Raw genomic sequence first — 26,788 nt, 5'->3', positions numbered from 1 at the left:
TTCAGTCGGAACCCATTTATTCATCCGTGGCGGCAGATGCTACCCCGAGCTTGGCCAAAGCGGCGTATACCTTGGCATCGCGGTCGTAAATGTCGGAATAATAGCGGATCTGGCCGCTCTCATCCGGGAAGGCGGTGAAATAGACCAGATGCACGGGGATCGTGGGCCGCAGGTTGAGATAGGTCTCCCGCCCCGATTCCAGTGCCCGGTTGAAGGTCGCCTGCGGGTCATCATAGCTGCCCTTCATCAGTTCAAAGGCCAGATCGCGCGGGCGTCCAATGCGGATGCAGCCATGCGAATAGGCGCGCTGCGACTGGTCGAACAGATGCTTGGTCGGCGTGTCGTGCAGATAGATGTTCCAGGGGTTCGGGAACATGAACTTGACGACGCCCAAGGCATTGTCATCGCTGGGCTTCTGCCGCATGCGATAGGGAAAGTTCGCCGCCGTATACTGGCCGAAATTGATCCGGTCGCGCGAGATCACATTGCCGGACCCGTCGACCACATCCAGATGCGAGACCGCATGCCGGTTCGCCTGCAGGCGCGGCAGGTATTCCCGCACGGTGATCGAGCGCGGGACGTTCCAGCGCGGGTTGACGACCAGATGCTCCATCTCATCCGAGAATTCGGGCGTCTCGAAATCGACCTTGGCCTTGCCGATCACGACGCGCGTCACGAAGACCTCGTGACCGCCCTCCATGATGCGGGCGTTGTATTCGGGCAGGTTCACCCAGACATGGCGGGCGTTGAGGTCATGGCCGGTCATCCAGCGCATCCGCTCCAGCGCGACAAGGATCGCGGGGTTCGCCTCGCCCCGGCCGTGGTTCAGCATGCGGATGGTGCGTGGCCCCGCGACGCCATCGGCGGGCAAGCCCGTCGCGTCCTGGAATGAGCGCACGGCCAGCGTCAGAGGCATGTCGAAGACATCGGGCTGGGCCGCGCCGCCTGCGTCGAAGCCGACAGCCGCCAGCCTTGTACGCAGCGCCAGAACGGCATCGCCCTGCGCGCCTTCACGCAGCAGCACCTCGGGCACCATCGGGGTTCCGGCAGGTGCCACCAGACGATTCGCCGGGGCAAGCGCATTGCGCAGGATCTGATAGCGCGGATCTTTAGGCGCGAGCCCTTCCAACACCGCCGCCGGGGTCGCAGAGGCGCCGAATTCGCGCATCACGTCGCCCGTCTTGCGGCGCAGCACCTCACGCTTGAAGGTCGAATCGATCCGCTGCGGGTTCAGGACGCCGCCACCCAGATCATGGCTCCAGTCGGCCAGGGCCTTGGCGAAGGCAAGTTCCGCGTCGACGCTGGTGCCGCCCTCGGCGTCCAGCACCATCAGCCGTGCCATATGATAGCGCTGTGCCGGAAGCCCGTGCGATTCGGCCTGAGCGACGGCGTTGATGACCGCAGCGCGGCGCGCCGCCCCCGCTTCGCCCATGAAAATCGGCTTCAGCCCGTTCGAGCCGTAAAAATCCGCCAGACCCGGAGATTGCGCGACGGCATCGGCCAAACGCATCTCTTGATGTGAGAAAACAAGTCGCGGGGATGGCAATGTTGCAACAGGTGCCATCTCGAGCCCCTGCGCCGACGCGCCTTGAGGCAGAGCAAAAGCTGCTACACACGCCACTACCCGAAGAAGTCCGCCCGAGACCTTCATTCTGGCCACCATTTTATCTTTTTTGCATTTTTGGCAGGGTTCACGATGACAGTCCAGTTGGTTGGTGTATTTATGCCATCCCCGTGGTGCAGAAATCACACGGGTTCCATGTGGTGAACGCGACGGCATTCCGTTCGGCGAAGTTTCGCCTACTCTAGCAGAAAATCGCCCTTACCGTCAGGAAACGGTTCCTGTACTCACGTGCTGGTGACATATTAGTAACCGGTTCCGGAGTAAAAACCCCGACCAGCCGCTAACAGGCGGCACAGCAAACGAAGCAGGACAGGCGATCTGACATGACGTTTGAAACTATCTCGCGCCGCGGCATACTTGGTGTGTTTGCGGCGACGGCAGTGGTGGCTGCGCCAGTAATGGCCAATGCCTTTGGCATTCTGCGCGGCGCAGGCGATATTCGTCGTATCCGCATGTACTCTGGCCGCACGGGCGAAAGCATCGACACCGTCTATTGGGTCGAAGGCAAGTACATCCGTGATGCCCTTAATGAAATCAATGTGTTCATGCGGGACTGGCGGACCGGACAAGCCATCGGTATCGATCCGCGCACCGTCGACATTGCAGCGGCCTCTCACCGTCTGCTGCAAACCAACGAACCCTATATGATGCTGTCGGGCTATCGCTCTCCCCAGACCAACGCGATGCTTCGCTCGCGCTCGTCGGGCGTCGCGCGCAACTCGTTGCACATGACCGGCAAAGCTGCCGACCTGCGCCTGAAGTCGCGCTCGGTCGGGCAGATGTACAGCGCCGCAGCGGCCTGCAATGCAGGTGGCGTGGGCAAGTACTCGCGTTCGAATTTCGTTCACATGGATTGCGGTCCGGTGCGCCACTGGGGCGCGTGAATCGCAGGCCTTCAAGTTTACGCGACTACGCAAAGACCCGCCCTCTGGGCGGGTTTTCGTTTTTCCGGGCCTAGCGGAGCCGGGGCGGGGCCGAGGGATCGCGTTTCGGCGGGGCGACAGGTTCGGGCCGCTTCGGGGCCTCGATCACCAGCGCATCGGATGGAGCCGCGCGATCCGAGAAGGCGACATCCACGCCCCCTTCGATCTGCGGCAGGAAGGTCAGCAGTTCCGCCAGTGCCTTGGCGACGGGCGGCTGATGTTCGGCCGCGACACCGCGCACAAGAATCAGATGCCCGCGCCGACGTTCGGGCCATTCGGCCCCCAGAATCGCACTCTCACCCACCAGGCCAGCCATATCCTGAAGCCGCTCGGCCAGAGCGCCGGCGAGGATATTGACCGCCGCCGCCTCGGGCGCAAACAGGCGCAGGGGCTGCGTGGCGTCGGTTTCAGGGGGCGTTTCGGTCAGCGCCTGTCCCAGCCAGGACAGCGTCACCGGATCCAGCAGCATTTCCGAGGGCAGGCCGGGATTGACCAGAAGCCCCCGCCCCTGTTCGGCCAGCCGGGCGGCCAGAACCCGGCCCGGCGCACCCAGATGCACGACGGGACCCTCAAAGAAAGCCGCCAGCCGATCCTCGGTGTCGCAGGCAAGGGCGGCGGGGAAATCGGGAAGATCGAAGATCCTGAGTTCCGCCAGATCGCCGTCCGGTTCCCGGATCAGCGCCGCGAACAGTTCGGTATTCGCCAGACGCGACAGGATACGGGACCGCACGGCGTCATCCGCTTCGTGGAAGGGAGTGGTGGCAAGCTCATCCAGCGCGGTCATGCGGTCTCCTTGATCTCATCTTTGATGCGGGCCCGCAGTTCGGGCAGAAGCTCGGCCTCGAACCAGGGATTGCGTTTCAACCAGCCGGTATTGCGCCAGGACGGATGTGGCAAGGGGAAGCAGTCGGGTGCATGGGCGCGCCAATCGGCCACCACCGCCGAGACGCCGGTCTTCACGCCCAGATGCCAGCGCTGCGCATGGCCGCCCACCAGCAGCGTCAGCCGGGGCGAAAGCTCGGCCAGCACCTTGCGCCGCCAGGTCGCCGCGCAAAGCGGTGGTGGCGGCAGATCCGCGCCTTTGGCGTCATAGCCCGGAAAACAGAAGGCCATCGGCACTATCGCGATGCGGTTGCGGTCATAGAAGATGTCGCGGTCGACCCCCATCCAGTCGCGCAGCCGCTCGCCCGAGCGGTCGGCGAAGGGCAGGCCCAGCTCATGCACGCGCATTCCCGGCGCTTGTCCGACAATCAGGATGCGGGCCTGAGGGCTGAACCACGGCACGGGGCGCGGCGCGTGCCGTGTCGCCGTTGCGGCAAAGCGATCGGCACACAGCCGACAGGCCGAAATCTGGTCTGCAAGGGTCATCTTTCAGACCTAGGCGCGCGCCCGCCGCCGCGAAAGACCCGCGATCACAAAACATATGGCAATTTTGCGGTATGGTGGACAGTGTCCGCCGTCGCGAATAATGTTGCCCAACAGGGAAAAGCCGCTTGCGGCCGTTCTGGGTCCAAGGTCAACGATGGGTCCTGTACTTGCAGCTATCTGCACGGCGGGTCAAAGGCGGAAAGCGCGTCCAATGCTGGAGTTCGACAATGTTTCCAAGTCCTTCTGGACGGGAACTCAGCGCAAAGTGATCCTTGACCGGGCCTCGTTCCGGATCGAGCCCGGACGTTCGATGGGCATTCTGGCGCCGAACGGCGCTGGCAAGACCACCATCATCAACATGATGTGCGGGCTGGAAAAGCCTGATGAGGGCGTGATCCGGCGCGAAAGCCGCGTCTCTTTTCCCTTAGGTTTCATGGGCGGCATCACCTCGCGGCTGTCGGCCAATGAAAATGCGCGCTTCATCGCGCGAATCTATGGTCTCGACCCCGATTACGTCGAGGCTTTCTGCCGCTGGCTGACCGATATCGGCGAATATTTCGACATGCCGGTCGGCACCTACAGTTCGGGTATGCGCGCGCGTTTCACCTTTTCGCTGCTGCTGTCGCTGGAATTCGACATCTACCTGATTGACGAGGGCATGCCCCAGACCACCGACATCAACTTCAACCGCAAGGCCGGGACGGTGCTGTTCGAGCGCCTGAAGAACTCGACCGTGGTGGTGGTGTCGCACCAACCCTCGACCATCGAAAAATTCTGCAACTCCGCCGCCATCCTGCGCGACGGAAAGCTGTACCAGTTCGACACTCTTGAAGAGGCGAAGCAATATTATGACTACACCGCCTAAGGCGCGGGCCTATAGGATCAGCCGCGAAGAGTCGGTGCTTGCGATGACCCGCAAGACCGAAAGCGCGCCCGCCGCGCCCAATGTGAAGGTCCAGGTCATCAAGCGCAACGCGGCCGCGCAACCGGCCGAGGATCACGCGAACCTGTTTTCCCCCGGCGCCGATGATGACGGCTTCGGCAATATGCGTTTCCCGGGTGCGGCGCCGCAGGCGGCCAATCCTGCCGCGCCCCAGCGGGGCACCCCTGTCCCGGCCGATGGCGCGGACATGCAGCAGCGCATCGCCGCCGTGCGGGCCGAGAACCTGACCGAGCGTCAGCTGCGCATGGCGCGCCGGATCGCCAACATGCACCAGCTTGAGGTCGAGACCGATTTCGAGGCCGTCGTCGCCCTGCGCGACCGGGGCATCGATCCGTTCCACCGCGCCGCCGTCGGCAAGATCCTGTCCGAGGAAGGCAGCCGCGCGCAGGCCACCCCTGCCCCGAACGCACCCGTTGCCCTGCCCCGCAACCGTCGCGGCAAGGGCACCGAGATTGCGCCCATCGCCCCCGGCTCGCTGCCGCAGCGCGACGCCTTCTCGGAGGATCGCCGCGCGGCCGAGATCATCCGCATCCAGAAGGACATCGCGAGGCGTCGCCGCCGCCGCCTGTTCATGATGTGCGTGCGTCTGGCGATGTTTGTGGCGCTGCCGACCATCATCGCGGGCTGGTATTATTTCCGCGTCGCGACGCCGCTTTATTCGACCATTTCGCAGTTCCAGATCCAGCAGGCCGAGAAGGCCAGCTCGGGCGGTCTGGGCGGGCTTTTCAGCGGTACGCAGCTGGCGACGAACCCGGATTCGGTCTCGGTCCAAAGCTACCTGTCCTCACGCGACGCGATGCTGCGGCTGGACGCGGATCTGGGCTTCAAGCAGGCCTTCCAGGATCCTGCGGTCGATCCGATCCTGCGCCTTGCCCCTGATGCGTCCAATGAGCAGACCTATAAGGTTTACCGCAATTCGGTGAAGATCGGCTATGACCCGACCGAAGGCGTCATCAACATGGAGGTGATCGCGCCCGACCCGAAACTCAGTCAGGAGTTTTCGCTCGCGCTGATCAAATATGCCGAAGGTCAGGTCGACCAGATGACGGCTCGGCTGCGCGCCGACCAGATGGAGGGCGCGGTCAAGACCTATGAGGATGCCGAGAAGAAGGTGCTGGATGCGCAGCGCCGCGTGCAGGACCTGCAGCAAAAGCTGGGCGTTCTGGACCCCGTGGCCGAAAGCTCGGTCGTGATGGGCCATATCGCCGCGCTGGAGACGCAGCTCTCGGAAAAGCGGCTTGAATTGGGCCAGTTGCTGGCGAACTCAAACCCCAACCAAAGCCGTGTGGCGGGCACCCGTGGCGACATCAGCCGCATCGAGGAGATGCTGGCCGACACCCGCGCCCAGCTGACCGAGGGCAACAATAGCCGCGGCTCTCTGGCGGCCATTGCGGGCGAGATCCGTATCGCCGAATCCGACCTTCTGACCCGGCAAGAGCTTCTGGCCGCATCGGCCGCGCAGATGGAAAGCGCGCGGATCGAGGCCAACAAGCAGGTCCGCTATCTGTCCTTGTCGATCTCGCCGGTTCCGCCGGATGAGGCGACCTATCCCAAGGCTTTCCAGAACACGATCGTCGCCTTGCTGTTGTTCTCGGGCATCTATCTGATGCTTTCACTGACGGCGTCGATCCTCCGCGAGCAGGTGTCTTCGTGAAACATGTCCAGATCCGCGATGTCGTTTTCGGCAATGATCTTCCCCTTGGCATCATCGCCGGGCCTTGCCAGCTGGAGACGCTGGACCATGCCCTGATGATCGCCGAGACCATGGCGAAGGCCTGTTCCGAGGTGGGCGCGGGCTATGTCTTCAAGGCCAGCTATGACAAGGCGAACCGCACCTCGCTTTCGGGCCGTCGCGGCATCGGCATCGACGAAGGGCTGCGCATGCTGGAAGAGGTGCGCAATCGCATCGGCTGCCCGGTCCTGACCGATGTCCACGACATCCCCCAGACCCGCGCGGCAGGGGCTGTGGTCGATATCCTGCAGATCCCGGCTTTCCTTAGCCGCCAGACCGACCTGCTGCTGGCGGCGGGTGAAACCGGCGCGGTGGTGAACATCAAGAAGGGCCAGTTTCTGGCCCCCTGGGATATGCCCAATGTGGCCCAGAAGGTCGCCTCGACCGGGAATGAGCGGATCATGCTGACCGAGCGCGGCGCAAGCTTCGGCTATAACACGCTGGTTGCCGATATGCGCAGCCTGCCGATCATGGCGCGCACCGGCTATCCGATCATCATGGATGCGACCCACTCCGTGCAGCAGCCGGGCGGACAGGGCGGCTCGTCCGGCGGTCAGCGCGAATTCGCGCCGGTGATGGCCCGTGCGGCCGTCGCCCTTGGCGTGGCGGGTGTCTTCATCGAGACGCATCAGGACCCCGACAACGCGCCTTCGGACGGGCCGAACATGATCCATCTGGACCGGATGCCCGCGCTGGTCGCCTCGCTGATGCGCTTTGACCAGCTGGCGAAATCCGATCCGGTGATGGGCTAGGCCTGCAGCGCGAGCCCTGCGGCATGGGCCGAGGCCCATGCCCATTGGAAATTATAGCCCCCCAGCCAGCCGGTCACATCGACCACCTCGCCGATGAAATAGAGGCCGGGCACCTTGCGCGCCTGCATGGCGCGGGCGTCAAGCTCGCGCGTGTCGACGCCACCCAGCGTGACCTCGGCCGTGCGCCAGCCCTCTGATCCGACCGGGCGCACCGTCCAGCTGTTGATCCGCGCCGCCACCCGGTCCAGCACCGCATTGTTCTGATCGGCCAGCCGCGCCTCGGTAAGGCCGCAATCGGCGATGATGGAATCGGCCAGCCGCGACGGCAGCCATGCCGAGATCGCCCGGGCGACCGTCTGACGCCCATGCTCACCCCGTGCGGCCCGCAAACGCGCGCCCGCGTCGATGCCGGGGGCGAGGTCCACGGTAATCTGCTCACCCGGCTTCCAATAGCTTGAAATCTGCAGAATCGCCGGACCCGAGAGGCCCCGATGGGTGAACAGAAACCCATCCGAGAAGCTGCGGCGGTTCTTGCCGCTGCCGGTGCTGACCTCGGCCTCGACCGAGAGGCCCGCAAGGGGACGACAAAGCTGCAACTCCTGCTCGGCGAAGGTCAGGGGCACAAGCCCCGCCCGCTGCTCGATCAGCGACAGGCCGAACTGGCGGGCAATGTCATAGCCCAGCCCCGTGGCCCCCATCTTCGGGATCGAGCGCCCGCCCGTGGCCACCACCACGCGCCGCGCCAGCAGGATGCCGCGCGAGGTGGTGATGCGGAAGCCGTCGGGGTCCGGGCAGACCTCATCGACGGTGGTCTGCAGCCACAGCTCGGCCCCGCGCATGCGCGTCAGCAGCATGTCCACGACCTGCCGCGCGCTGTCGTCACAGAACAGTTGCCCAAGCGTCTTCTCATGCCAGGCGATGCCCGCCCGGTCGATCAGCGTCACAAAATCACCCGGAGAGAATCGCGCCAGCGCCGAGGCGCAGAAGCGCGGGTTCTCTGACAGGAAACGGTCGTAAGCGGTTGCCATATTTGTGAAGTTGCAGCGCCCGCCACCCGAGATGCGAATCTTCTCGCCCGGGGCCTTGGCGTGATCGATCACGATGATGCTTTTACCCTGCCCCAAGGCCGAGCCTGCACAGAAAAGACCGGCCGCTCCGGCCCCCAGAATGACGATGTCTGCATGTTCCATGGCCGCCCAATACCCAGCCCGGAAATTACCCACAAGTTTTTTCCGAAACGCGCTTGCAGACCCCGACAGGCTTGGCTAAACACCCTCTCACAGTTGGGGCGTGGCCAAGTGGTAAGGCGTCGGTTTTTGGTACCGTGTACCGTAGGTTCGAATCCTACCGCCCCAGCCAAAATCTTTTATCGTTAGATTTCGGACGATTGGCATTGGTTCGCAAACCTTTGCCATGGCGCGGGGGTTCATCTTCCCCGACCTGCGATACGTCGCCTGATTATGACAGAAAAGCAAAAGGCCCGGTCTTTCGACCGGGCCTTGCCTTGTCAGCCTGCCTCGCCCCTCAGTGGGCGAAGAAGGCAAAGCGGATCACGAAGAGGCCCGCGATGACCCAGGTGGCCAGATGCACCTCACGCGCGCGACCGGTGAACAGCTTGATCGCTGCATAGCTGATGAAGCCGAAGGCCAGACCGTTCGCGATCGAATAGGTGAAGGGCATCATGATCGCGGTCAGCACGGCTGGCGCGGATTCGGTGACGTCCTTCCAGTTGATCTCTTCGAACTCGCGCACCATCAGACAGGCGACATAGAGCAGCGCAGGAGCCGTCGCGATGGCGGGGACCGAGCCTGCCAGCGGCGCAAAGAAGGTCGCCGCCAGGAACAGCACCGCGACAACCAGCGCGGTGAGGCCGGTACGTCCGCCTGCCTGCACGCCCGAGGCGCTTTCGACATAGGCCGTGGTCGAGCTGGTGCCCAGAACCGAGCCCGCCAGAATCGCCGTCGAATCGGCCATCAGCGCGCGACCAAGGTTCTTGTCCTGATGGGCCGGGCCGTCTTTCAGCAGGCCTGCGCGCTTCGCCACGCCGATCAGCGTGCCGGTGGCGTCAAAGACCTCGACCAGCACCATGACCAGAATGACGTGGAAGATGCCGACGGTCAGCGCGCCCATGATGTCAAGCTGCAGGAAGGTCGGCGCGATCGAGGGCGGGGTCGCCATGATGCCGCCGAAGGAGCTGACGCCCAGGATGATCGCCAGCGCCGTCACCACCAGAATCCCGATCAGGATCGCCCCCGTCACCTTCAGCGCATCCAGCGCCGCGATGATGAAGAACCCAAGGATGGCCAGCAGCGTGCCGGTCTGGGTCAGATCGCCCAGCGTCACCAGTGTCGCCTCGAAGGGCACGACGACATGCGCCTCTTTCAGGGCGATCAGGCCCAGGAACATCCCGATGCCCGCAGCAATGGCGCTGCGCATCGAGGTGGGAATCCCCGAGATCAGCCAGCTACGGATGCCCGTGGCCGACAGGATCAGGAAGATGATGCCCGAGATGAAGACGGCACCAAGCGCCTGCTGCCAGGTAAAGCCCAGCGTGCCGACGACGGTAAAGGCAAAGAAAGCGTTCAGCCCCATGCCGGGCGCCATGCCGATGGGCCAGTTTGCCCAAAGCGCCATGATGGCCGAGCCAAGCGCCGCCGCCAGACAGGTGGCGACGAAGACCGCGCTGGCGTCCATCCCGGTCGTTGACAGGATCTGCGGGTTGACGAAGATGATATAGGCCATCGTCAGGAAAGTGGTGATCCCTGCAATCACCTCGGTCCTGACATCTGTCCCCTTGGCCTTCAGGCCGAATTGTTGTTCAAGCATGTAACCTCCCTCTGACGGTCATCCGTCATTCCGGTCACATTATTCTCGTACTAAAGGCGCAACCATCCAAGCTCTCTGAAAAGAGTTTCAATGCGTTGTGCGAAGTTGTACCTTTATCAACACATTCTTTAGACAGTATATAAAATTCAAGACTTGCCCGCGCGCCCGGTAAGGTGATGCTTTGGCCAGCTAGAAAATTTCAGATCGATGAGGCATTTCATGCGTTACAGCCGCAACATGGCGGGCTACGGCGAACATACTCCGGACCCCAAATGGCCGGGAAACGCTAAGATCGCTGTCCAGATCGTCATGAATTACGAAGAGGGCGGCGAGAACAGCATCGAGCATGGTGACGCGGCCTCTGAGGCCTTCCTGTCCGAGATCATCGGCTGCCAGCCCTGGCCGGGCAAGCGGCACTGGAACATGGAATCCATCTATGACTACGGCGCGCGTGCCGGGTTTTGGCGCCTCTACCGCATGCTCAAGGATGTCCCGATCACCGTCTACGGCGTCGCGACCGCGCTGGAGCGTGGCCCCGAGCAGGTGGCCGCCATGCAGAAGGCCGGTTGGGAGATTGCGACCCATGGCCTGAAATGGATCGACTACCGCGACATTCCGCGCGAGGTCGAGGAAGATCACATTCGCCGCGCCATCGAGCTGCACACCCAGATCACTGGCGAGCGTCCGCGCGGCTTCTATCAGGGCCGCACCTCGATGAACACGGTGGCCCTTGGCTGCGAAGAAGGTGGCTTCGAATACCTGGCCGACACGATTGCCGACGACCTGCCCTATTGGCATGTCCACAACGGCAAGCCGCAGTTGATGGTACCCTATACGATGGACGCCAATGACATGCGCTTCTCCTCGGGTCAGGGTTTCGGCACCGGGGTCGAGTTCTTCGACTATCTGCGCGACAGCTTCGACGTGCTTTACGCCGAAGGTCAGGAAGGCGCGCCGAAGATGATGTCGATTGGCCTGCACTGCCGCCTGATGGGCCGTCCGGGCCGCGCCATCGCGCTGCAGAAGTTCCTGGAACATGCTCGCAGCCATGAAGGCGTCTGGTTCGCCACGCGTCTGGACATTGCCCGCCATTGGGCGAAGGTGCATCCCTTCCAGGCGAAAGAGCTGCCCTCGGAAATGCCGCGCGAGGATTTCGTCCAGAAATTCGGCAGCATCTACGAGCATTCGCCCTTCATCGCCGAGCGCGTCTGGGACGCCGAAATGGGCGCGATTCACGACACCGCTGCCGGTCTGGCCCGGCGTATGGCGCAGATCTTCCGCGCCGCCTCGGATGAAGAGCGTCTGGGCGTTCTGAACGCGCACCCCGATCTGGCCGGCAAGCTGGCCGCCGCCAAGCAGCTGACCGCCGAAAGCACGGCCGAGCAATCCAGCGCCGGGCTGGACGCGCTGACCGATGAGGAGCGCGCGACCTTCAACCGGCTCAACACCGATTACGTGGCCCGCCATGGCTTCCCCTTCATCATCGCCGTGCGCGATTATGACAAGGCGGGCATCATGGAGGCCATGCAGCGCCGCATCGACAACGACACCGCGACCGAGCGGGCCGAGGCCGAGCGTCAGGTCAGCCGCATCGGAGAGCTTCGCCTGCAGCAGATGCTGGGCGGCAACTGATCCTTTCCTTTCACGGATCGGGCCGCGGCCCTCGCCGCGCCCGCTCTTCAGGAGTGAACATGAGCACCAAGAAGAACACCTACGCCGGTCCCCTCGCCGGTCTGCCGCCGCAAAGCGATCTGTCCGTCGACACCGCCGTCTTCACCGACGCCTATGCCGTCATTCCGGCGGCGACCATGCGCGACATCGTGACCAGCCTTCTGCCCGGCTGGACCAATATGCGCATGTGGATCATTGCGCGCCCGCTCTCGGGCTTTGCCGAGACCTTCAGCCAGTACATCGTCGAGCTGAAGGGCGAAGGCGGCTCGGACAAGCCCGAGGATGACGCGGGCGTCCAGGCGGCGCTGTTCGTCACCGATGGCGCGATTGACGTCGAAATCGACGGCAAGACCCATCACCTGACCGAAGGCGGCTTTGCCTATATCCCGGCGGGCATGGGCTGGAAGGTCAAGAACGCCGCGCCGCTCTCGCGCTTCCATTGGTGGCGCAAGCGCTGGCAGGCGGTCGAGGGACTGGAAAAGCCCGATGTCATCATCACCAATGAAAATGACATCAAACCCAATGCCATGCCCGACACCAATGGCAGCTGGGCGACCACCCGCTTCATGGACCCGAACGACATTCGCCATGACATGCACATCACCATCGTGACGCTGACCCCCGGCGGCTCGATCCCCTTCGCCGAGACGCATGTGATGGAGCACGGCCTGTTCGTGATCGAGGGCAAGGCCGTCTATCGCCTGAACCAGGACTGGGTCGAGGTCGGCCCCGGCGACTTCATGTGGCTGCGCGCCTTCTGCCCGCAGTGCTGCTATGCGGGCGGGCCGTCGAACTTCCGCTATCTGCTTTACAAGGACGTGAACCGTCACGCGCCGATCTGGAAATGATCCCGAAGGGCCGCCTCGGGCGGCCCTTTCCCATTCCTGCCGCGCTTGACCCTGCGCGGCACGGCTGCGATGACGGGGCGCATCTCGCAGGAGGTCACCATGCGTCGCACCCTGTTTCTGGCGATTGCCACCCTGGCCGTCCTCGCTATCGTCCCGGCGCTGAAGGCGATCGACGATCCCTTCGCGCGCGAGATCACCGCCGAGATGCGCGCTTCGCTGTTCGAAGACCCCGGCGCGCCGGTGCTGGGCAACCCTGACGGCGACGTCACTCTGGTCGAGTTCACCGATTACAACTGCGGCTTCTGCCGCCGCAGCCAGCCCGAGATCGAAAAGCTGCTGAAAGCGGACCCGAACCTGCGTTTGGTCATCCGTGAACTGCCGGTTTTCGGCGAAGGCTCACGCTTTGCTGCCGAGGCGGCGCTGGCGGCAGGCATGCAGGGCAAATATGCCGAGCTGCACGCGGGTCTCATGTCCATGAAAGGGCGGGCCGACCAGGCCTCGGTCCTGCGCGAGGCGCGCCGTCTGGGGTTGGACGTGCCTCGGTTGCAGCAGGATATGTCCGGCCCCGCCGTCGCTGACCATATCGCGGAATCGCTGATCCTGGCCGACGGGCTGGAGATCATGGGAACGCCGACCTGGGTCATTGGTGAGCGGGTGATCTTCGGCTTTCTTCCCGCCAGCGAACTCTCCGAGGTGATCGCGGAAGCCCGGGCCTCTGCCACCGAGTGAAGACAAAAGACAGGGTCGGGATTTGCACCCCGACCCAGCCCCGATGGCCGTCACCCGACGCGGAATGGGAGGATATTCCGCTGTCAGTTGGCCGGCGCGTCAGCCGGAGCCTCGCCCAATGTCATGAATGCGGCATGCGCGCCCGCTTCGGGCGTGCCGCCGTCAAAGCTTTCCAAAGCGCCGGTTTCTTCGTTATAGACAAGGACCACGCCCTTGCCCTCGTATGTACCCGAGACGTTGATCTTGCCATCCGCGTGATTGACGGTAACATCCGTCATCCCGGCGGCTGTCAGCTGCTCGGTAATGGCTTCATCTGCCATCGGAGCGGCTGCGAAAGCCGCACCCGCGCCAAGCAGGAAGGCGCCGATCATACCGGCCTTGGTGGCGGTCAGGACTGTTTTGAAGACGTTGCTGCGCATGGTAACCTCCATTTGCCAGAACGCAGGTTTAACGCGCGTCCCGCTGGTGAAGGTCCCATGCTCTCGCAAACGTGTGGCGGGCCGGATCAGGCCTGAATTTCGACGCCCATGTGCTTGGCGACAGTGAAGATGTCCTTGTCGCCCCGGCCCGAGAGGTTGACCACCATCAGGTGATCCTTGGGCAGCGTCGGCGCAAGTTTCGTGACATAGCCAAGGGCATGGCAGGGTTCGAGCGCCGGGATGATGCCTTCGGTCTGGCACAGAAGCTGGAAGGCGCCGAGCGCCTCGTCATCGGTGGCCGAGACATATTCGGCGCGCCCCTGCTCTTTCAGCCAGGAATGTTCGGGACCGATGCCCGGATAGTCGAGCCCGGCCGAGATCGAATAGCCCTCAAGGATCTGGCCCTCGGCATCCTGCAGCAGATAGGTGCGGTTGCCATGCAGCACGCCCGGACGGCCGCCCGTCAGGCTGGCGCAATGCTCCATCCGGTCGTCGACGCCCTTGCCGCCCGCCTCGACGCCGATGATGCGCACGCCCGGCTCATCAAGGAAGGGATGGAACAGGCCCATGGCGTTCGAGCCGCCGCCGATGGCCGCGATGACGCTGTCGGGAAGGCGGCCTTCCTGCGCCAGAATCTGGTCGCGGGTCTCGCGGCCGATGATGGCCTGAAAGTCACGCACCATCGCCGGATAGGGATGCGGGCCCGCGACCGTGCCGATGCAATAGAAGGTGTCGCGGACATTGGTCACCCAGTCGCGCAGCGCGTCGTTCATCGCATCCTTGAGCGTGCCGCGACCGGAGGTGACGGCGACGACCTCGGCCCCCAGAAGGCGCATGCGGAAGACGTTGGGGGCCTGACGCTGCACGTCATGCGCGCCCATATAGACCACGCATTTCAGGCCGAAGCGGGCGCAGACGGTGGCCGTGGCGACGCCGTGCTGCCCGGCCCCGGTCTCGGCGATGATGCGGGTCTTGCCCATGCGGCGCGCCAGCAGGATCTGGCCCAGCACGTTGTTGATCTTGTGGCTGCCGGTGTGGTTGAGTTCTTCGCGCTTCAACAGGATCTTCGCGCCGCCCAGATGCTCGGTCAGGCGGGGGGCGTAGTAGAGGGGCGAGGGACGGCCGACGTAATGGGTCCAGAGTTCCTCCATCTCGTCCGCGAAGGCGGGGTCGGTCTTGGCGGTTTCATATTCCCGCTCGAGATCGAGGATCAGCGGCATCAGTGTCTCGCTTACGAAGCGGCCGCCGAATTCGCCGAAGCGGCCATGCTCATCGGGGCCGTTCATGAAGCTGTTGATGAGGTCGTCGGCCATGATGTTCTCCGGGCAAGGTCGCGTTTTGGGTATTTGGGCAACGAAGAAGCCCGTCAAAGAGATTTCTTATAGCCGATATGCGAGGGGGTAAAGCCAAGCCTCTCGTAGAAGCGATGTGCGTCATCGCGGGCGCGATTGGTGGTGAATTGCAGGAGCGTGCATCCGGCGGCGCGGGCGCGGGCCTCGGCGTCCTCAATGAGGAGCGCGCCGATCCCCTGCCCGCGCGCGTCGCTGGCGACGCGGACGCCTTCGATCTGGGCGCGGCGGGTGGCCGAGAGCGACAGGCCCGAGATGAAGGTGATCTGATAGCAGGCGGTGATCTTGCCTTGGTCGGTGCCGACGATCAGGTGATTGGCGCCTTCCGCCTGCATCGTGTCGAAGGCGGCGAGGTAGCGGTCGAGCGCGGCGTGTTCGCGGCCCTGCCCCAACATGTCATCGCCGAGCAGCGCGACCACATCGGCGACGTCACCGCGTTGCGCCGGGCGGAAGGTCACGCTCATTCGGAGGCGGCGGCGATGAAGTCGCGGATGCGCTGCGGATCCTTGACGCCCGGCGCGCTTTCGACGCCGGAGGAGACGTCGACGCCGCCGGGGCGGGTCAGGCGGATCGCCTCGGCCACGTTCTCGGGGGTGAGGCCGCCCGCAAGCAGCCAGGGCTTCAGGAGCTTGCGCCCGGCCAGCAGCCGCCAGTCGAAGGCAAGCCCGTTGCCGCCGGGCAGGACGGCATCCTTCGGGGGCTTTGCGTCGACCAGCAGCATGTCGGCGACAAGGCCGTAGTCCCAGAGCTGATCGAGATCGGCGGCCTCGGCGACACCGACGGCTTTCATCACCGGCAGGCCGGTCAGCGCCTTCACCTCGGCCACGCGCGCCGGGATTTCGCTGCCGTGAAGCTGGATGATGTCGAGGGGCACCTGTGCCAGTACCGATTGCAGAAGCGCGTCATCGGGGTTCACGAAAAGCCCGGTTCGCGCAACGCCGGGCGGCACGAGTGTCGCCAGCGTGGCGGCATCGGCGGGGGCGATGTTGCGCGGCGATTTCGGGAAGAAGACGAAGCCCGTGTAGCGTGCGCCCGCCTGAATGGCGGTGTCCAGCCCCTGAGGCTCGGTCAGGCCACAGATCTTGACGGCGGTCGGCATCAGCGAACCGCAGGCAGGCTGTCCGTCTGCGGACGCGGCGCGGGCGTGAGGTTGGCGTCCAGAATGGCCACGACCTCATCCTTCGGGCGGCCATGGTCGCGACGCAGCGCGCCCATCTCACGCTCGAGCCGGGCGAGGTCTTGGGCGCGGCGGCTCGATTCGGCGCGCAGATGCGACTCGCGCAGCCATTCCCAGACGACGCCGACCAGAAGGCCGAAGACCATTGCGAGGAAGAGCGCCAGGAAAACCGGCATGGAGAGCGCCCATTGCCCGCCGACCAGAGGCTCAAAATTCGAAGGCAGCAGGCTGACCGTGACCATCTGGCGATTGGCCAGAGCCACAATGATCAGGAACACCGCCAAGGCGACCATGAAGAAAAGACGGATCGCGCGCATGTTACCCCCCGGAGCCTAAATCCGGCGCCAATTTGGCCTATTCGGCCTCTCCGTTCAACCGCTCGCGCAGCAGTTTTCCGGTCTTGAAGAAGGGCACATGCTTTTCGTCGACGCTGACGGACTCGCCGGTGCGGGGGTTTCGCCCCTGACGCGAGTCGCGCTTCTTGACCGAGAAGGCGCCGAAGCCGCGCAACTCGACCCGGTCGCCCCGCGCCATGGCGTTGATGACCTCTTCGAAGATGGTGTTCACAATCCGCTCTACATCGCGCTGAAACAGGTGCGGATTCTCTTCGGAAATCTTTTGAATGAGCTCGGAGCGGATCATTTTTCGTCCTGATATTTTTCGTGCCCGGTCGTGCACTGCTGAATTATCATTGTAGATCAGCCGCCGACGCAATCAAACAAAGAACGCGCAACCCCAAGCTTCAGTTGCCGAATTTTCTCACCAAGGGCGCTTGATCGGCGGAATTTGGCATAGAAAAAGCCGCCCCCGGCAGGATCCGGAGGCGGCGATGTCGATTTCGGAAGAAATCAGTTCTTGCTCTTCAGCGCGGCGCCAAGGATGTCGCCCAGCGAAGCGCCGGAATCCGAGCTGCCATACTGTTCGACGGCTTCTTTTTCTTCGGCGATTTCGCGTGCTTTGATCGACAGGCCCAGACGACGGGTCTTGGTGTCGATGTTGGTGACGCGGACGTCGACGTGGTCACCGACCTGGAAGCGCTCGGGGCGCTGGTCCTGACGGTCGCGGGCCAGGTCCGAACGACGGATGAAGGATTTCATGCCGTTGTACTCGACCTCGATGCCGCCGTCTTCGATCGCGGTGACCGTGACGGTGATGACCGAACCACGCTTCACGCCTTCAACGGCTTCCGACATGGTGTCTTTTTCCAGCGCCTTGATCGAGAGCGAGATACGCTCTTTCTCGACGTCGACTTCCTGGACAACGGCTTTCACCATGTCGCCCTTGCGGAAGTCCTGGATGGCGTCTTCGCCACGGGCATCCCACGAGATGTCCGACAGGTGAACCATGCCGTCGATGTCGCCCTCGAGGCCGATGAACAGACCGAATTCGGTGATGTTCTTGACTTCGCCCTCGATGAGGGTGCCCTCGGGGTGGGTTTCGGCAAAGACTTCCCACGGGTTGCGCATGGTCTGCTTGAGACCCAGCGACACGCGGCGCTTGGCTTCGTCGATTTCCAGCACCATGACGTCGACTTCCTGCGAGGTCGAGACGATCTTGCCGGGGTGGACGTTCTTCTTGGTCCAGGACATTTCCGAAACGTGGACCAGACCCTCGACACCGGCTTCCAGTTCGACGAACGCGCCGTAATCGGTGATGTTGGTCACGCGGCCCGAATGGACCGAGCCGATCGGGAATTTCGCGGCAACCGTATCCCACGGATCGGCCTGCAGCTGTTTCATGCCCAGGCTGATGCGGTGGGTGTCCTTGTTGATCTTGACGACCTGAACCTTGACGGTTTCGCCGATCGACAGGATCTCGGACGGGTGGTTGACGCGGCGCCAGGCCATGTCGGTGACGTGCAGCAGACCGTCAACGCCGCCCAGGTCAACGAAGGCACCGTATTCGGTGATGTTCTTGACCACGCCGTCGACCGTCTGACCTTCGGTCAGGTTGGCGATGACTTCGGCGCGCTGTTCGGCGCGGCTTTCTTCCAGGATCGCGCGGCGCGAGACAACGATGTTGCCACGGCGACGGTCCATTTTCAGGATCTGGAACGGCTGCTTCAGACCCATCAGCGGGCCGGCATCACGCACCGGACGGACGTCAACCTGCGAGCCCGGCAGGAACGCAACAGCGCCGCCCAGATCCACGGTGAAGCCACCCTTGACGCGACCGAAGATGGCGCCATCGACGCGCTCTTCCGCTGCATATGCCTTTTCAAGGCGATCCCAGGCTTCTTCGCGGCGAGCTTTCTCGCGCGAGATCGACGCTTCGCCACGGGCGTTCTCGACCCGGTCGAGATAAACCTCGACTTCGTCGCCAACGGCGATATTGGCGTCTTCGCCGGGATTTGCGAATTCTTTCAGATCAACGCGGCCTTCCATCTTGTAGCCGACGTCGATGATGGCCTGGCCCGCCTCGATGGCGATGACCTTGCCTTTGACGACCGAACCTTCGTCCGGGGTGTCGATTGCGAGGCTTTCATTAAGGAGGGCCTCGAATTCCTCCATGGTCGCTTTAGCGGACATGCGTGTCTAGTTTCCTTTATACGGTTTTCTGGCCATGCGGTTGGCTCCGCCGGTCTGTTCGTTGCCTGTCGCGATAAGCGCAAAGGGTCGAAGCTTACGCCCGACCCTTGTGTGAAGCGGTCTGTTCTGACCCCATCGCCCATCTGACAGGCGCCATATACCGAGTTCACCGGGCAAAAGCAAGCTTTGCGGCGGTTTTTCAGCGATGGGCCGCGATCTCTTGCGCAAGCGTGGCGACCAGCTCGGCCGCAGGCATGGCGCGCGCTCTGGCAGCACCCGCCCCCGCCCAATGCGCGGCGTAATCCGTGCCGCCCGCCAGCGCGTTCAGCTGTTTCGACAGATCATAGGGCAACGGATAGTCGGGAACCTGCGCGGCACCCGCCGCCTGCCCCAGATCGCTGAGGTGATTGCGCAGCGCGCGCGCCGGGCGGCCCGAGATCGCCCGCGTCATCACGCTTTCCCGCGAGGACAGCCCCTCGCGATGCAGAGTGCTCGCCTGCGATTCCGGGCAGGCGAGGAAGGCCGTGCCCATCTGGACGGCAGGCGCTCCGGCCTTGAGGAAAACGGCGGCCTCGGCCCCGTCCATGATCGCCCCGGCCGGAATGACCGGAAGCGGCTGCTCCAAGAGTGCGGCGAAGAGATCCGCCGTCGTCAGCCTGTCATCAGCGCCCTCAGGGTCGAAGAGGCCCCGATGCCCCCCGGCCTGCCAGCCTTGCGCGATGATGCCGTCAAGACCTGCGCGGGCGATCGCGGCAGCCTCGGCGCGGCTGGTCGCAGAGGCCAGAAGCAGCGCCCCGGTCTCGCGCAGCGCGGCGATCCGTGTGGCATCGGGCAGGCCGAAATGGAAGCTGATCACCGCGGGGCGCGCGGCAAGAACCGCCGCCAGCATGGCGTCATCTGTCAGAAAGCTTTGGTAAATCTCGGTCAGACCGGTCGGTGCCGCTGCGCCTTGGGCAGCAAAGCCCGAGGCCAGATAGTCGATCCAGCCGCGTTCGACGCCTGCATCCCGGCGCGCGGGCTGGTGACAGAAGAAATTGACGCCATAGCGGCGCGAGCCCAGCAGCGCCTCGGTCTCGGTCATCATCTGCGCGGCCTGAGCCGCCGTCGACGCGCCCAGACCCAGCGAGCCCAGGCCCCCTGCCCGGCTGACCTCGGCGGCAAGCCGTGGCGTCGCGATCCCTGCCATCGGGGCCTGAATGACCGGAACAGCCAATTCCGCAAGATCGAACGCCCGCTGGTTCATGCCCGCACCCTTTCGACAATCTCGACCGCTTTCGCGATGGCATCATCGATGCTCATGTCGCTGGTGTCGAGCGTCACGGCATCCGCCGCGGGTTTCATCGGGGCGACATCCCTCACCGCGTCCCGGGCATCGCGTTCGCGCAATTCGCGCAGCATCTGCGCCTCATCGGCGCCAAGCTCCAGCGCACGGCGGCGGGCACGGATGGTATCGCTGGCGGTGACGTAAAGCTTCACCTCAGCATCCGGGCAGATGACCGTGCCGATGTCGCGTCCGTCCAGCACGGCGCCGGGTTCGGTCGCGGCGAAGCGGCGCTGAAACTCCAGCAAAGCCGCGCGCACTTCGGGAATGGCGGCGACGCGGCTTGCGGCCTGCCCGGCCTCGGCGCTGCGCAGGTCCGAGCGCTGAAGGTCCGAAGGCTGAAGCCTTTGCGCGGCATCGATGGGGTCCCCGCCCATCGCGCCCACGGCCCGGTAAAGCAGCCCGGTGTCAAGATGCGCAAAGCCGAAATGCGTCGCCAGAGCTCGCGCAAGCGTGCCCTTTCCAGAGGCTGCAGGGCCGTCGATGGCGATGGTAAAGGGCATGGGCACCTCGGGTCTTGGTGTGAACGGCTGCACTTGCCATGCAACCGGAAGCGGGTCCAGCCCAACCCGGCAGATCGTCAGGCCGCGATGCGCCGCACGGGACGCCCTGCAAGATTACGCCGATCGGAAGGCGGGTTTCAACGCTTCGCGCAGTGCCGGGGTGTGGCCCGGAAGTCATCTGGATGGCTTAGACGTCTTGCACCATTGAACATTTGCGCGCCTTGATCGAACATGGAATCGAGGCCCTGCCTTTTGGTTAACCCAGTCAAAGATTGCACAAATGATCGAAACGATCGAAGAGTTTCTAGGTGCCCGCACCGCCGCTGAAGTTTGGACGCCTTTCGTGTCGCGTCTCGCCACGCTGGGTTTTCCTTCGGTCATGTATTTCGCCATGCGTTTTCTGGAAACGCCAAGCGATCAACTGGTCAATGACCGCATCCTGCTGTCGACCTTCCCCGAAAGGTTGCGCAACGACATCCTGTGCAATGGCCAGCTGGAAAGCCTGCCGCTTTACCGCAAGCTGAGCTGCGAACAAGGTTGGCTTTCGTGGGACTGGATGCGGACCGAGCGCAGCCAGGGCCGCACCACCGTGGACGAAAATGAGGTGATGGACCTCTTTGGCCGCTTCGGCCATGTCGGCGGCTACGGCATGAGCATGCTCGAGTCGGTGCCGCGCGTTCGTGCGGGCATCGTCTTCTTGTCGGACACCGGGCGGCGGCAGGACAAGATCGACGAGCTGTGGCAGAAGAACGCGCGCGAAATCATCGCGCTGACGGGGCTCGCGCATCTGCGCATCTCCAGCCTGCCCTATGCCCAACCTGATGATGTGCTGACCGCGCGCCAGCGCGAGGTGCTTGAGGCGATTTCGGTTGGCCAGACGATGGCCGAGATTGCAGAGCGTCTGGAGGTCACCCCCGCGACCATCGAAAAGCACCTGCGGCTGGCACGCCGCGCTCTTGGCGCGCGCACGACGGCGCAGGCGATCATTCTGGCCTCGATTCGCCGCCATATCTTCTCGGACAGCGGCTTCCCCGAGACGCGGCCCGACAGCACGCCCTCGCCGCAGCGTTATCAGCGCGATCTGGGCAAGCTTCGCTTTACTGCCTAAAGAGGCAGCCAGAACGAAAAACGCCGACCAATCTGGCCGGCGTTTCACTGTTTCGAAGCGCGGAAAGGATCAGGCTCCGGCCATGGTCTTGGCGACCTCGGCTGCGAAATCCTCTTCCTTCTTCTCGATGCCTTCGCCGACTTCGACGCGGGCATAGCCGGTCACTTCAACGCCCGCATCCTTCGCGGCCTGAGCCACGGTAATGTCGGGGTTGATGACGAATTTCTGGCCAAGAAGCGTGACTTCTTCCAGGAATTTCGCCATGCGGCCTTCGATCATCTTCGCGATCACGGCTTCCGGCTTGCCCGATTCACGAGCCTGCTCGGTCAGAACGTTCTTCTCACGCTCGACCAGCGCCGGGTCCAGATCGGCTTCCGACAGCGAGGCCGGGTTGGTCGCGGCGATGTGCATCGCGATCTGCTTGCCGACTTCTTGCGCCTTCTGCGCGTCGCCGTTCAGCGCGACCAGAACGCCGATCTTGCCCATGCCGTCTGCGGCCGCATTGTGCACATAGGACACGATGGTGCTGCCGTTCAGGACATGCATCCGGCGCAGCGTCATGTTCTCGCCGATGCGGGCGATGGCTTCGGTCAGGACTTCGTCAACGGTCTTGCCGTTCAGCTGGGTCTGACGCAGGACCTCGAGGTCTTCGCCAGTGCTCAGCGCCAGATCGGTGATCTCGCGGACGAGTTTCTGGAAATCGGCGTTTTTCGCAACGAAATCGGTTTCCGAGTTCAGCTCGATGGCGACGCCACGACCGTCGGTGACGGACACGCCCACCAGACCTTCGGCAGCAACGCGGCCCGATTTCTTGGCGGCTTTCGCCAGGCCCTTGGTGCGCAGCCAGTCAACGGCGGCTTCCATGTCGCCATTGGTTTCGGTCAGCGCCTTCTTGGCGTCCATCATGCCTGCGCCGGTGCTTTCGCGCAGTTCCTTCACCATTGCAGCGGTGATAGTCATCCGATGTCTCCTTGATTTCAATGCGTCAGGCGGGGCTTATCCCCGCCTGATGAATGTTGCGTGAAAGATCCGGGAGCCGGATCGATCAGGCGTCGGCTTGCTCTTCCGCAGCCGCGTCACCGGCCAGATCTTCCTCGACGCTCACTTCCAGCGCACCAAGGTCGACACCGGCTGCGCCCATCTGGGCGGTCATGCCGTCCAGAGCCGCGCGGCTGGCCAGGTCACAGTAAAGCGCGATGGCGCGTGCCGCGTCATCGTTGCCCGGGATGATGTAGTCCACGCCCTTGGGCGAGCAGTTGGTGTCGACGATGGCGACAACCGGGATGCCCAGTTTTTTCGCTTCGGCGATCGCCAGGTCTTCCTTGTTGACGTCGATCACGAACAGCAGGTCCGGCAGACCGCCCATTTCGCGGATCCCGCCCAGCGAGGCCTGCAGTTTGGCCTGCTCGCGTTCCATGCCCAGGCGCTCTTTCTTGGTGAGGCCTTCGGCGCCGCCCGACATCGTCTCATCGATGGCTTTCAGGCGCTGGATCGACTGGGAAACGGTTTTCCAGTTGGTCAGCGTGCCACCCAGCCAGCGGTGGTTCATGTAGTACTGCGCCGATTTTTCGGCGGCTTCAGCGACGGCTTTCTGAGCCTGACGCTTGGTGCCGACGAAGAGAACGCGACCGCCTTTGGCGACGGTGTCGCGGATGACCTGCAGCGCCTGGTCCAGCATCGGGACGGTCTGCGTCAGGTCGAAAATGTGGATGCCATTCCGTTCGCCATAGATGAACGGAGCCATGCGCGGATTCCAACGCTGGGTCTGGTGGCCGTAGTGAACGCCAGCTTCCAAAAGCTGACGCATCGAGAAATCAGGAAGCGCCATGTCCATTTCCTTTCCGGTTTGCGCCTTGGCGGGGCTTTCAGGGCATTGCCCCAACCGGTGGACCTTGCGGCGGATGTCTCCCGCCGGGGCCCGACCCCGCCTGTGAAGTCCGCGCGAGATAGGCGCATTCCGCCCCGATTGCAACCCCATATCGTCCGGCCCGCACCATCCGCGTGCCATGACCGAGGAAAATCCCCGGCATTTTAGCCGTTCGGCACAAAACGCGGGTCTGCGTGGCATTCTGTGCGGGCGGATCAACCGAACCTTAACCCTTGTCCTGCCATAAGCGGATCAACCGAAACTGGAAAGGCCCGTCAGATGCGGCAATCCCTGCTAGCGCCCCGATGGATGACGACATGAGCGTGCTTCCCCTGCCCTCGCGGCTTGATCTCAGCGTGGCGCAATCGCTGACGCGGGACATCCTCTCGATGCGCGGCGGCCCGGTGACGCTGGACGCGTCCGGGGTCACCTATCTGGGCGGCCTTGGGCTGCAACTGCTGCTTGCCGCCGCAAGACAGTGGCGACAGGACGGTCAGGATTTCGCGGTTTTGCCACGATCCGGGGAATTCGACGGGGCGCTGGCGCTCTTTGGCCTCTCCCCCGATGCATTGATGAACGGAGGGTCCGAATGACCTTGACTGTGCTGGCTGTCGACGACAGCCGAACGATGCGCGACATGATCCGCCTGACCCTTTCTGCGGTTGGCATGTCGGTGGTTGTCGCCGAAGATGGCGTCCACGGGCTTGAGACGCTGGACGCCAGCACGCCCGACATCATCATCTCGGACATCAACATGCCGCGCCTCGATGGCTTCGGCTTTATCGAGGCCGTGCGCCAGAAAGAGCATCTGCGCGCCATTCCCATTCTGGTCCTGACCACAGAAAGCGCACCCGAGCTGAAGATGCGCGCCCGCAACGCCGGGGCGACCGGCTGGATCGTCAAGCCGTTCGATCCGCAAAAGCTGGTCAAGACCGTCCAGATGGTCACGGGTTAGGGGGCCGTCCGCCGATGTCACATGATCCAATGGCCGAGATCCGCGCCTCCTTCTTTGTCGAATGCGAGGAGTTGCTGGAAACCCTGCATGATGCCCTCGCCGTTCTGGATGAGGGCACGCATGACGACGAAACCATCAATATCATCTTCCGTGCCGTGCATTCCATCAAGGGCGGGGCCGGAGCCTTCGGTCTAGATGATCTCGTGGCCTTCGCCCATCAGTTCGAAACCGTGCTGGATGAATTGCGTGGCGGAAGGTTGCAGGTTGCGCCGAATGTCACGCGCCTCTTCTTCCAAGGTGCTGATATGTTGCAGGACCATGTCCGCGCCGCGCAGGCCGATGAGCCCCCGCCTGATGGCTCGGACGAGGTTCTCAGTGCCCTGGCCGCGCTGACCGGCGACATGCCCGCATCCGAGGAGGAGGTCGACTTCGCGCCCGCCATGCTCAGCTTCGACTTCGGCAGCGACGAGGGGCTGGCGCCCGAAGAGGCTGTCGCCGGAACCTGGCAGATGGAATTCACGCCTCACCCCACGTTCTACGCCAGCGGCAACGACCCGCTGCTGCTGCTTCGCAGCCTCGCGACGCTTGGCGATATCGATGTCCGCTGCCTTATCCCTGATGATCTGGCGCTCTCGATCGATCATGCAGAGGACTCCCGGCTCAGCTGGCAGATCGACCTGACCACCTCGGCGGAGCGGGCCGAGATCGAAGAAATCTTCGAATTCGTCTCGGACCTCTGCGCGCTCGAGATCAGGTCGGCGGACGCCATTGTGGACAATTTTTTTGCGGAAGATCCGATCCCGGACGAGCCGCCCCTCGAACATGCTCCTCCGGCAATCCAGATTTCTGAAGATGTACCACCGACCATTGTCGACATCGCGCCGCCCCAGGCGAGCGCACAGAATGTCGATAAGACAAGCGACAAGGCGGCCGAGAAGACCAATCCAACGGTTCGCGTGGATCTTGAACGGATTGATCGGCTGGTCAATCTCGTCGGAGAGCTGGTGATCAATCAGGCGATGCTGGCGCAAAGCGTGGCGCTGGCCGGTGTGGCCGAAGACACGGCCGTACAGAATGGCCTTGAAGAATTTATGATCCTGACCCGCGACATTCAGGACAGTGTCATGATGATCCGTGCCCAACCCGTCAAACCGCTGTTTCAGCGCATGGCCCGGATCGTCCGCGAGGCCTCGGGGGCGGTCGGCAAACAGGTCAAGCTGCGGACCGAAGGCGAAACGACCGAGGTCGACAAGACGGTGATCGAACGCCTCGCCGACCCTCTGACCCATATGATCCGCAACGCGATCGATCATGGTTTGGAGACGGCTGAACAGCGCCTCGCCGCCGGAAAATCGCCCGAGGGCACCGTGGTTCTCTCGGCGCGCCACAGCTCCGGACGAGTCCTGATCGAAATTTCTGACGATGGCGCGGGCATCAATCGCGACCGCGTGCGCGCAACCGCGATTGAGCGCAAATTGATTGCTGCTGACAGCGTTCTCTCTGACAACGAGATCGACAATCTGATCTTCCTGCCCGGATTTTCGACCGCAAAGCAGGTTTCGGCTCTCTCCGGCCGTGGGGTTGGCATGGATGTTGTCCAAAGTGCAATTACCGCACTGGGGGGCCGCATCAAGATCTCCAGCAATCCGGGTCAGGGAAGTCAGTTCAGCATTTCGCTGCCGTTGACGCTGGCCGTGCTGGACGGAATGGTCGTCCGCGTCGCCGACCAGACGCTGGTCATTCCCCTCTCGGCCATTATCGAAACAGCGACGCTCACCCCTGCCGCCATCAAGCAGGTGGGTGCCCATAGTCAGTTGCTCTTGATACGCGGCGATCTGGTGCCGCTGATCGATCTGGGGCCCCGCCTCGGCTTTCGTCCCGCATCTCAGCGCCCGACCGGAGCAATCGTGATCCTCGTGCAAAAAGAGGATGGCGTGCGTAGCGCATTGATCGTCGATGCGATCATGGAACAGCGGCAGGTCGTCATCAAAGGCCTGGATCAGAACTACGGTCCAATCACTGGCGTCGCGGCCGCCACGATCCTTGGCGACGGGCAGATAGCTCTGATCCTCGATCCGGCCGGGCTGACAGATCGCCAGACAGATCGAAGCCAGGTTTCCGACCTCTCACTTGCAGGATAAGCCC

Annotated in this window: 27 protein-coding genes and 1 tRNA gene; 12 read left to right on the top strand and 16 right to left on the bottom strand. The window is 63.4% G+C overall.

Annotated elements, in window-relative coordinates; genetic code table 11:
* Positions 1-16: 16 nt before the first annotated feature.
* A complete protein-coding gene (locus IQ24_RS01475; RefSeq protein ID WP_242007858.1) occupies positions 17-1,510 on the bottom strand; it encodes a L,D-transpeptidase family protein in 1,494 nt (497 codons plus the stop codon).
* A 437-nt stretch (positions 1,511-1,947) separates the two neighbouring features.
* Between IQ24_RS01475 and mepK the strand changes: the two genes are divergently transcribed.
* The gene (gene mepK / locus IQ24_RS01470; protein WP_145395935.1) at positions 1,948-2,508 is read left to right on the top strand and encodes a peptidoglycan L,D-endopeptidase MepK; all 561 of its coding nucleotides are present in this window, start codon (positions 1,948-1,950) and stop codon (positions 2,506-2,508) included.
* Positions 2,509-2,578: 70 nt separating this feature from the next.
* Here the strand turns inward: mepK and IQ24_RS01465 are convergent, their stop codons facing one another.
* The gene (locus tag IQ24_RS01465) at positions 2,579-3,331 is read right to left on the bottom strand and encodes an SseB family protein (protein ID WP_145395934.1); all 753 of its coding nucleotides are present in this window, start codon (positions 3,329-3,331) and stop codon (positions 2,579-2,581) included.
* Positions 3,328-3,915, bottom strand: a complete 588-nt coding sequence (locus IQ24_RS01460) for a uracil-DNA glycosylase family protein (RefSeq protein ID WP_145395933.1) — start codon at positions 3,913-3,915, stop codon at positions 3,328-3,330. Before IQ24_RS01460 ends, IQ24_RS01465 begins: the two co-directional genes overlap by 4 nt.
* A 211-nt stretch (positions 3,916-4,126) precedes the next feature.
* Here IQ24_RS01460 and IQ24_RS01455 point away from each other — a divergent pair, with 211 nt between their 5' ends.
* Genes IQ24_RS01455 through kdsA form a run of 3 tightly spaced genes read left to right on the top strand, consistent with a single transcriptional unit; the run spans position 4,127 to position 7,342 of the window.
* Complete coding sequence (locus IQ24_RS01455) at positions 4,127-4,780, top strand: ABC transporter ATP-binding protein (RefSeq protein WP_145395932.1); 654 nt, start codon at positions 4,127-4,129, stop codon at positions 4,778-4,780.
* A 43-nt stretch (positions 4,781-4,823) separates the two neighbouring features.
* On the top strand, positions 4,824-6,512 hold the full coding sequence (locus IQ24_RS01450; RefSeq protein WP_338419445.1) for a KpsE/RkpR family capsule polysaccharide export protein: 1,689 nt from the start codon (positions 4,824-4,826) through the stop codon (positions 6,510-6,512).
* Positions 6,509-7,342: a 3-deoxy-8-phosphooctulonate synthase gene (gene kdsA, locus IQ24_RS01445; RefSeq protein ID WP_145395930.1), complete on the top strand. Its 834-nt coding sequence runs from the start codon at positions 6,509-6,511 to the stop codon at positions 7,340-7,342. The genes IQ24_RS01450 and kdsA overlap by 4 nt, the downstream gene beginning before the upstream one ends.
* Here the strand turns inward: kdsA and IQ24_RS01440 are convergent.
* A complete protein-coding gene (locus IQ24_RS01440) occupies positions 7,339-8,532 on the bottom strand; it encodes a BaiN/RdsA family NAD(P)/FAD-dependent oxidoreductase (RefSeq protein ID WP_145395929.1) in 1,194 nt (397 codons plus the stop codon). The genes kdsA and IQ24_RS01440 overlap by 4 nt on opposite strands.
* A gap of 94 nt (positions 8,533-8,626) precedes the next feature.
* Between IQ24_RS01440 and IQ24_RS01435 the strand changes: the two genes are divergently transcribed.
* Positions 8,627-8,701, top strand: a tRNA-Gln gene (locus tag IQ24_RS01435).
* Positions 8,702-8,866: 165 nt separating this feature from the next.
* Here IQ24_RS01435 and IQ24_RS01430 read toward each other — a convergent pair.
* Complete coding sequence (locus tag IQ24_RS01430; RefSeq protein ID WP_145395928.1) at positions 8,867-10,168, bottom strand: NCS2 family permease; 1,302 nt, start codon at positions 10,166-10,168, stop codon at positions 8,867-8,869.
* Positions 10,169-10,387: 219 nt separating this feature from the next.
* On the opposite strand from IQ24_RS01430, the gene puuE reads away from it, so the two are divergent.
* From puuE to IQ24_RS01415, 3 genes are all read left to right on the top strand, one after another.
* On the top strand, positions 10,388-11,800 hold the full coding sequence (gene puuE, locus IQ24_RS01425) for an allantoinase PuuE (RefSeq protein ID WP_145395927.1): 1,413 nt from the start codon (positions 10,388-10,390) through the stop codon (positions 11,798-11,800).
* 59 nt (positions 11,801-11,859) lie between these two features.
* Positions 11,860-12,687, top strand: a complete 828-nt coding sequence (locus IQ24_RS01420) for a bifunctional allantoicase/(S)-ureidoglycine aminohydrolase (protein WP_145395926.1) — start codon at positions 11,860-11,862, stop codon at positions 12,685-12,687.
* A gap of 99 nt (positions 12,688-12,786) precedes the next feature.
* Positions 12,787-13,416 carry a DsbA family protein gene (locus IQ24_RS01415; protein ID WP_145395925.1) on the top strand — a complete coding sequence of 210 codons (630 nt, stop codon included), beginning with the start codon at positions 12,787-12,789 and terminating at the stop codon, positions 13,414-13,416.
* An 83-nt stretch (positions 13,417-13,499) separates the two neighbouring features.
* Here the strand turns inward: IQ24_RS01415 and IQ24_RS01410 are convergent, their stop codons facing one another.
* The 9 genes from IQ24_RS01410 to IQ24_RS01370 form a co-directional block, all read right to left on the bottom strand.
* Positions 13,500-13,835, bottom strand: a complete 336-nt coding sequence (locus IQ24_RS01410; protein WP_145395924.1) for a hypothetical protein — start codon at positions 13,833-13,835, stop codon at positions 13,500-13,502.
* 86 nt (positions 13,836-13,921) lie between these two features.
* Positions 13,922-15,148, bottom strand: coding sequence for a tryptophan synthase subunit beta (trpB, locus tag IQ24_RS01405; protein WP_145395923.1), 1,227 nt, complete (start codon positions 15,146-15,148; stop codon positions 13,922-13,924).
* A gap of 53 nt (positions 15,149-15,201) precedes the next feature.
* Complete coding sequence (locus tag IQ24_RS01400; RefSeq protein ID WP_145395922.1) at positions 15,202-15,648, bottom strand: GNAT family N-acetyltransferase; 447 nt, start codon at positions 15,646-15,648, stop codon at positions 15,202-15,204.
* Complete coding sequence (locus tag IQ24_RS01395; protein WP_145395921.1) at positions 15,645-16,283, bottom strand: phosphoribosylanthranilate isomerase; 639 nt, start codon at positions 16,281-16,283, stop codon at positions 15,645-15,647. The genes IQ24_RS01400 and IQ24_RS01395 overlap by 4 nt, the downstream gene beginning before the upstream one ends.
* A complete protein-coding gene (locus tag IQ24_RS01390; RefSeq protein ID WP_145395920.1) occupies positions 16,283-16,678 on the bottom strand; it encodes a LapA family protein in 396 nt (131 codons plus the stop codon). Before IQ24_RS01390 ends, IQ24_RS01395 begins: the two co-directional genes overlap by 1 nt.
* 37 nt (positions 16,679-16,715) lie before the next feature.
* Entirely contained in the window at positions 16,716-17,018 is a 303-nt protein-coding gene (ihfB, locus tag IQ24_RS01385; RefSeq protein WP_277872847.1) for an integration host factor subunit beta, read from the bottom strand.
* 191 nt (positions 17,019-17,209) lie between these two features.
* The gene (gene rpsA / locus IQ24_RS01380; RefSeq protein ID WP_145395918.1) at positions 17,210-18,889 is read right to left on the bottom strand and encodes a 30S ribosomal protein S1; all 1,680 of its coding nucleotides are present in this window, start codon (positions 18,887-18,889) and stop codon (positions 17,210-17,212) included.
* A 199-nt stretch (positions 18,890-19,088) separates the two neighbouring features.
* Positions 19,089-20,132: an NAD(P)H-dependent flavin oxidoreductase gene (locus IQ24_RS01375; protein WP_145395917.1), complete on the bottom strand. Its 1,044-nt coding sequence runs from the start codon at positions 20,130-20,132 to the stop codon at positions 19,089-19,091.
* Complete coding sequence (locus IQ24_RS01370) at positions 20,129-20,713, bottom strand: (d)CMP kinase (RefSeq protein WP_145395916.1); 585 nt, start codon at positions 20,711-20,713, stop codon at positions 20,129-20,131. The genes IQ24_RS01375 and IQ24_RS01370 overlap by 4 nt, the downstream gene beginning before the upstream one ends.
* Before the next feature lie 280 nt (positions 20,714-20,993).
* Here IQ24_RS01370 and IQ24_RS01365 point away from each other — a divergent pair, with 280 nt between their 5' ends.
* Positions 20,994-21,821, top strand: a complete 828-nt coding sequence (locus tag IQ24_RS01365; protein WP_145395915.1) for a helix-turn-helix transcriptional regulator — start codon at positions 20,994-20,996, stop codon at positions 21,819-21,821.
* Between the two features lie 69 nt (positions 21,822-21,890).
* On the opposite strand, the gene tsf is transcribed toward IQ24_RS01365, so the two are convergent.
* Together tsf and rpsB are read right to left on the bottom strand one after the other, a co-directional pair.
* The gene (gene tsf, locus IQ24_RS01360) at positions 21,891-22,781 is read right to left on the bottom strand and encodes a translation elongation factor Ts (RefSeq protein WP_145395914.1); all 891 of its coding nucleotides are present in this window, start codon (positions 22,779-22,781) and stop codon (positions 21,891-21,893) included.
* Positions 22,782-22,866: 85 nt separating this feature from the next.
* A complete protein-coding gene (gene rpsB / locus IQ24_RS01355) occupies positions 22,867-23,655 on the bottom strand; it encodes a 30S ribosomal protein S2 (protein ID WP_145395913.1) in 789 nt (262 codons plus the stop codon).
* 350 nt (positions 23,656-24,005) lie between these two features.
* Here rpsB and IQ24_RS01350 point away from each other — a divergent pair, with 350 nt between their 5' ends.
* Genes IQ24_RS01350 through IQ24_RS01340 form a run of 3 tightly spaced genes read left to right on the top strand, consistent with a single transcriptional unit; the run spans position 24,006 to position 26,784 of the window.
* Positions 24,006-24,281 carry an STAS domain-containing protein gene (locus IQ24_RS01350; protein ID WP_145395912.1) on the top strand — a complete coding sequence of 92 codons (276 nt, stop codon included), beginning with the start codon at positions 24,006-24,008 and terminating at the stop codon, positions 24,279-24,281.
* Positions 24,278-24,643, top strand: coding sequence for a response regulator (locus IQ24_RS01345; RefSeq protein ID WP_145395911.1), 366 nt, complete (start codon positions 24,278-24,280; stop codon positions 24,641-24,643). Before IQ24_RS01350 ends, IQ24_RS01345 begins: the two co-directional genes overlap by 4 nt.
* 29 nt (positions 24,644-24,672) lie before the next feature.
* Positions 24,673-26,784, top strand: coding sequence for a chemotaxis protein CheA (locus tag IQ24_RS01340; protein WP_242007857.1), 2,112 nt, complete (start codon positions 24,673-24,675; stop codon positions 26,782-26,784).
* Positions 26,785-26,788: the final 4 nt, after the last annotated feature.

Source organism: Paracoccus sulfuroxidans, from assembly GCF_007830335.1.
Classification (GTDB): Bacteria; Pseudomonadota; Alphaproteobacteria; order Rhodobacterales; family Rhodobacteraceae; genus Paracoccus; species Paracoccus sulfuroxidans.
The sequence above is the reverse complement of the archived record's forward strand: the minus strand, read 5'-3'. Positions and strand labels throughout refer to the sequence as shown.

Coding starts and splice junctions, on each gene's coding strand:
- IQ24_RS01475 (WP_242007858.1), bottom strand. CDS start 1,510: ATGCGTTTGGCCGATGCCGTCGCGCAATCTCCGGGTCTGGCGGATTTT.
- mepK (WP_145395935.1), top strand. CDS start 1,948: ATGACGTTTGAAACTATCTCGCGCCGCGGCATACTTGGTGTGTTTGCG.
- IQ24_RS01465 (WP_145395934.1), bottom strand. CDS start 3,331: ATGACCGCGCTGGATGAGCTTGCCACCACTCCCTTCCACGAAGCGGAT.
- IQ24_RS01460 (WP_145395933.1), bottom strand. CDS start 3,915: ATGACCCTTGCAGACCAGATTTCGGCCTGTCGGCTGTGTGCCGATCGC.
- IQ24_RS01455 (WP_145395932.1), top strand. CDS start 4,127: ATGCTGGAGTTCGACAATGTTTCCAAGTCCTTCTGGACGGGAACTCAG.
- IQ24_RS01450 (WP_338419445.1), top strand. CDS start 4,824: ATGACCCGCAAGACCGAAAGCGCGCCCGCCGCGCCCAATGTGAAGGTC.
- IQ24_RS01440 (WP_145395929.1), bottom strand. CDS start 8,532: ATGGAACATGCAGACATCGTCATTCTGGGGGCCGGAGCGGCCGGTCTT.
- IQ24_RS01430 (WP_145395928.1), bottom strand. CDS start 10,168: ATGCTTGAACAACAATTCGGCCTGAAGGCCAAGGGGACAGATGTCAGG.
- puuE (WP_145395927.1), top strand. CDS start 10,388: ATGCGTTACAGCCGCAACATGGCGGGCTACGGCGAACATACTCCGGAC.
- IQ24_RS01420 (WP_145395926.1), top strand. CDS start 11,860: ATGAGCACCAAGAAGAACACCTACGCCGGTCCCCTCGCCGGTCTGCCG.
- IQ24_RS01415 (WP_145395925.1), top strand. CDS start 12,787: ATGCGTCGCACCCTGTTTCTGGCGATTGCCACCCTGGCCGTCCTCGCT.
- IQ24_RS01410 (WP_145395924.1), bottom strand. CDS start 13,835: ATGCGCAGCAACGTCTTCAAAACAGTCCTGACCGCCACCAAGGCCGGT.
- trpB (WP_145395923.1), bottom strand. CDS start 15,148: ATGGCCGACGACCTCATCAACAGCTTCATGAACGGCCCCGATGAGCAT.
- IQ24_RS01400 (WP_145395922.1), bottom strand. CDS start 15,648: ATGAGCGTGACCTTCCGCCCGGCGCAACGCGGTGACGTCGCCGATGTG.
- IQ24_RS01395 (WP_145395921.1), bottom strand. CDS start 16,283: ATGCCGACCGCCGTCAAGATCTGTGGCCTGACCGAGCCTCAGGGGCTG.
- IQ24_RS01390 (WP_145395920.1), bottom strand. CDS start 16,678: ATGCGCGCGATCCGTCTTTTCTTCATGGTCGCCTTGGCGGTGTTCCTG.
- rpsA (WP_145395918.1), bottom strand. CDS start 18,889: ATGTCCGCTAAAGCGACCATGGAGGAATTCGAGGCCCTCCTTAATGAA.
- IQ24_RS01375 (WP_145395917.1), bottom strand. CDS start 20,132: ATGAACCAGCGGGCGTTCGATCTTGCGGAATTGGCTGTTCCGGTCATT.
- IQ24_RS01370 (WP_145395916.1), bottom strand. CDS start 20,713: ATGCCCTTTACCATCGCCATCGACGGCCCTGCAGCCTCTGGAAAGGGC.
- IQ24_RS01365 (WP_145395915.1), top strand. CDS start 20,994: ATGATCGAAACGATCGAAGAGTTTCTAGGTGCCCGCACCGCCGCTGAA.
- tsf (WP_145395914.1), bottom strand. CDS start 22,781: ATGACTATCACCGCTGCAATGGTGAAGGAACTGCGCGAAAGCACCGGC.
- rpsB (WP_145395913.1), bottom strand. CDS start 23,655: ATGGACATGGCGCTTCCTGATTTCTCGATGCGTCAGCTTTTGGAAGCT.
- IQ24_RS01350 (WP_145395912.1), top strand. CDS start 24,006: ATGAGCGTGCTTCCCCTGCCCTCGCGGCTTGATCTCAGCGTGGCGCAA.
- IQ24_RS01345 (WP_145395911.1), top strand. CDS start 24,278: ATGACCTTGACTGTGCTGGCTGTCGACGACAGCCGAACGATGCGCGAC.
- IQ24_RS01340 (WP_242007857.1), top strand. CDS start 24,673: ATGGCCGAGATCCGCGCCTCCTTCTTTGTCGAATGCGAGGAGTTGCTG.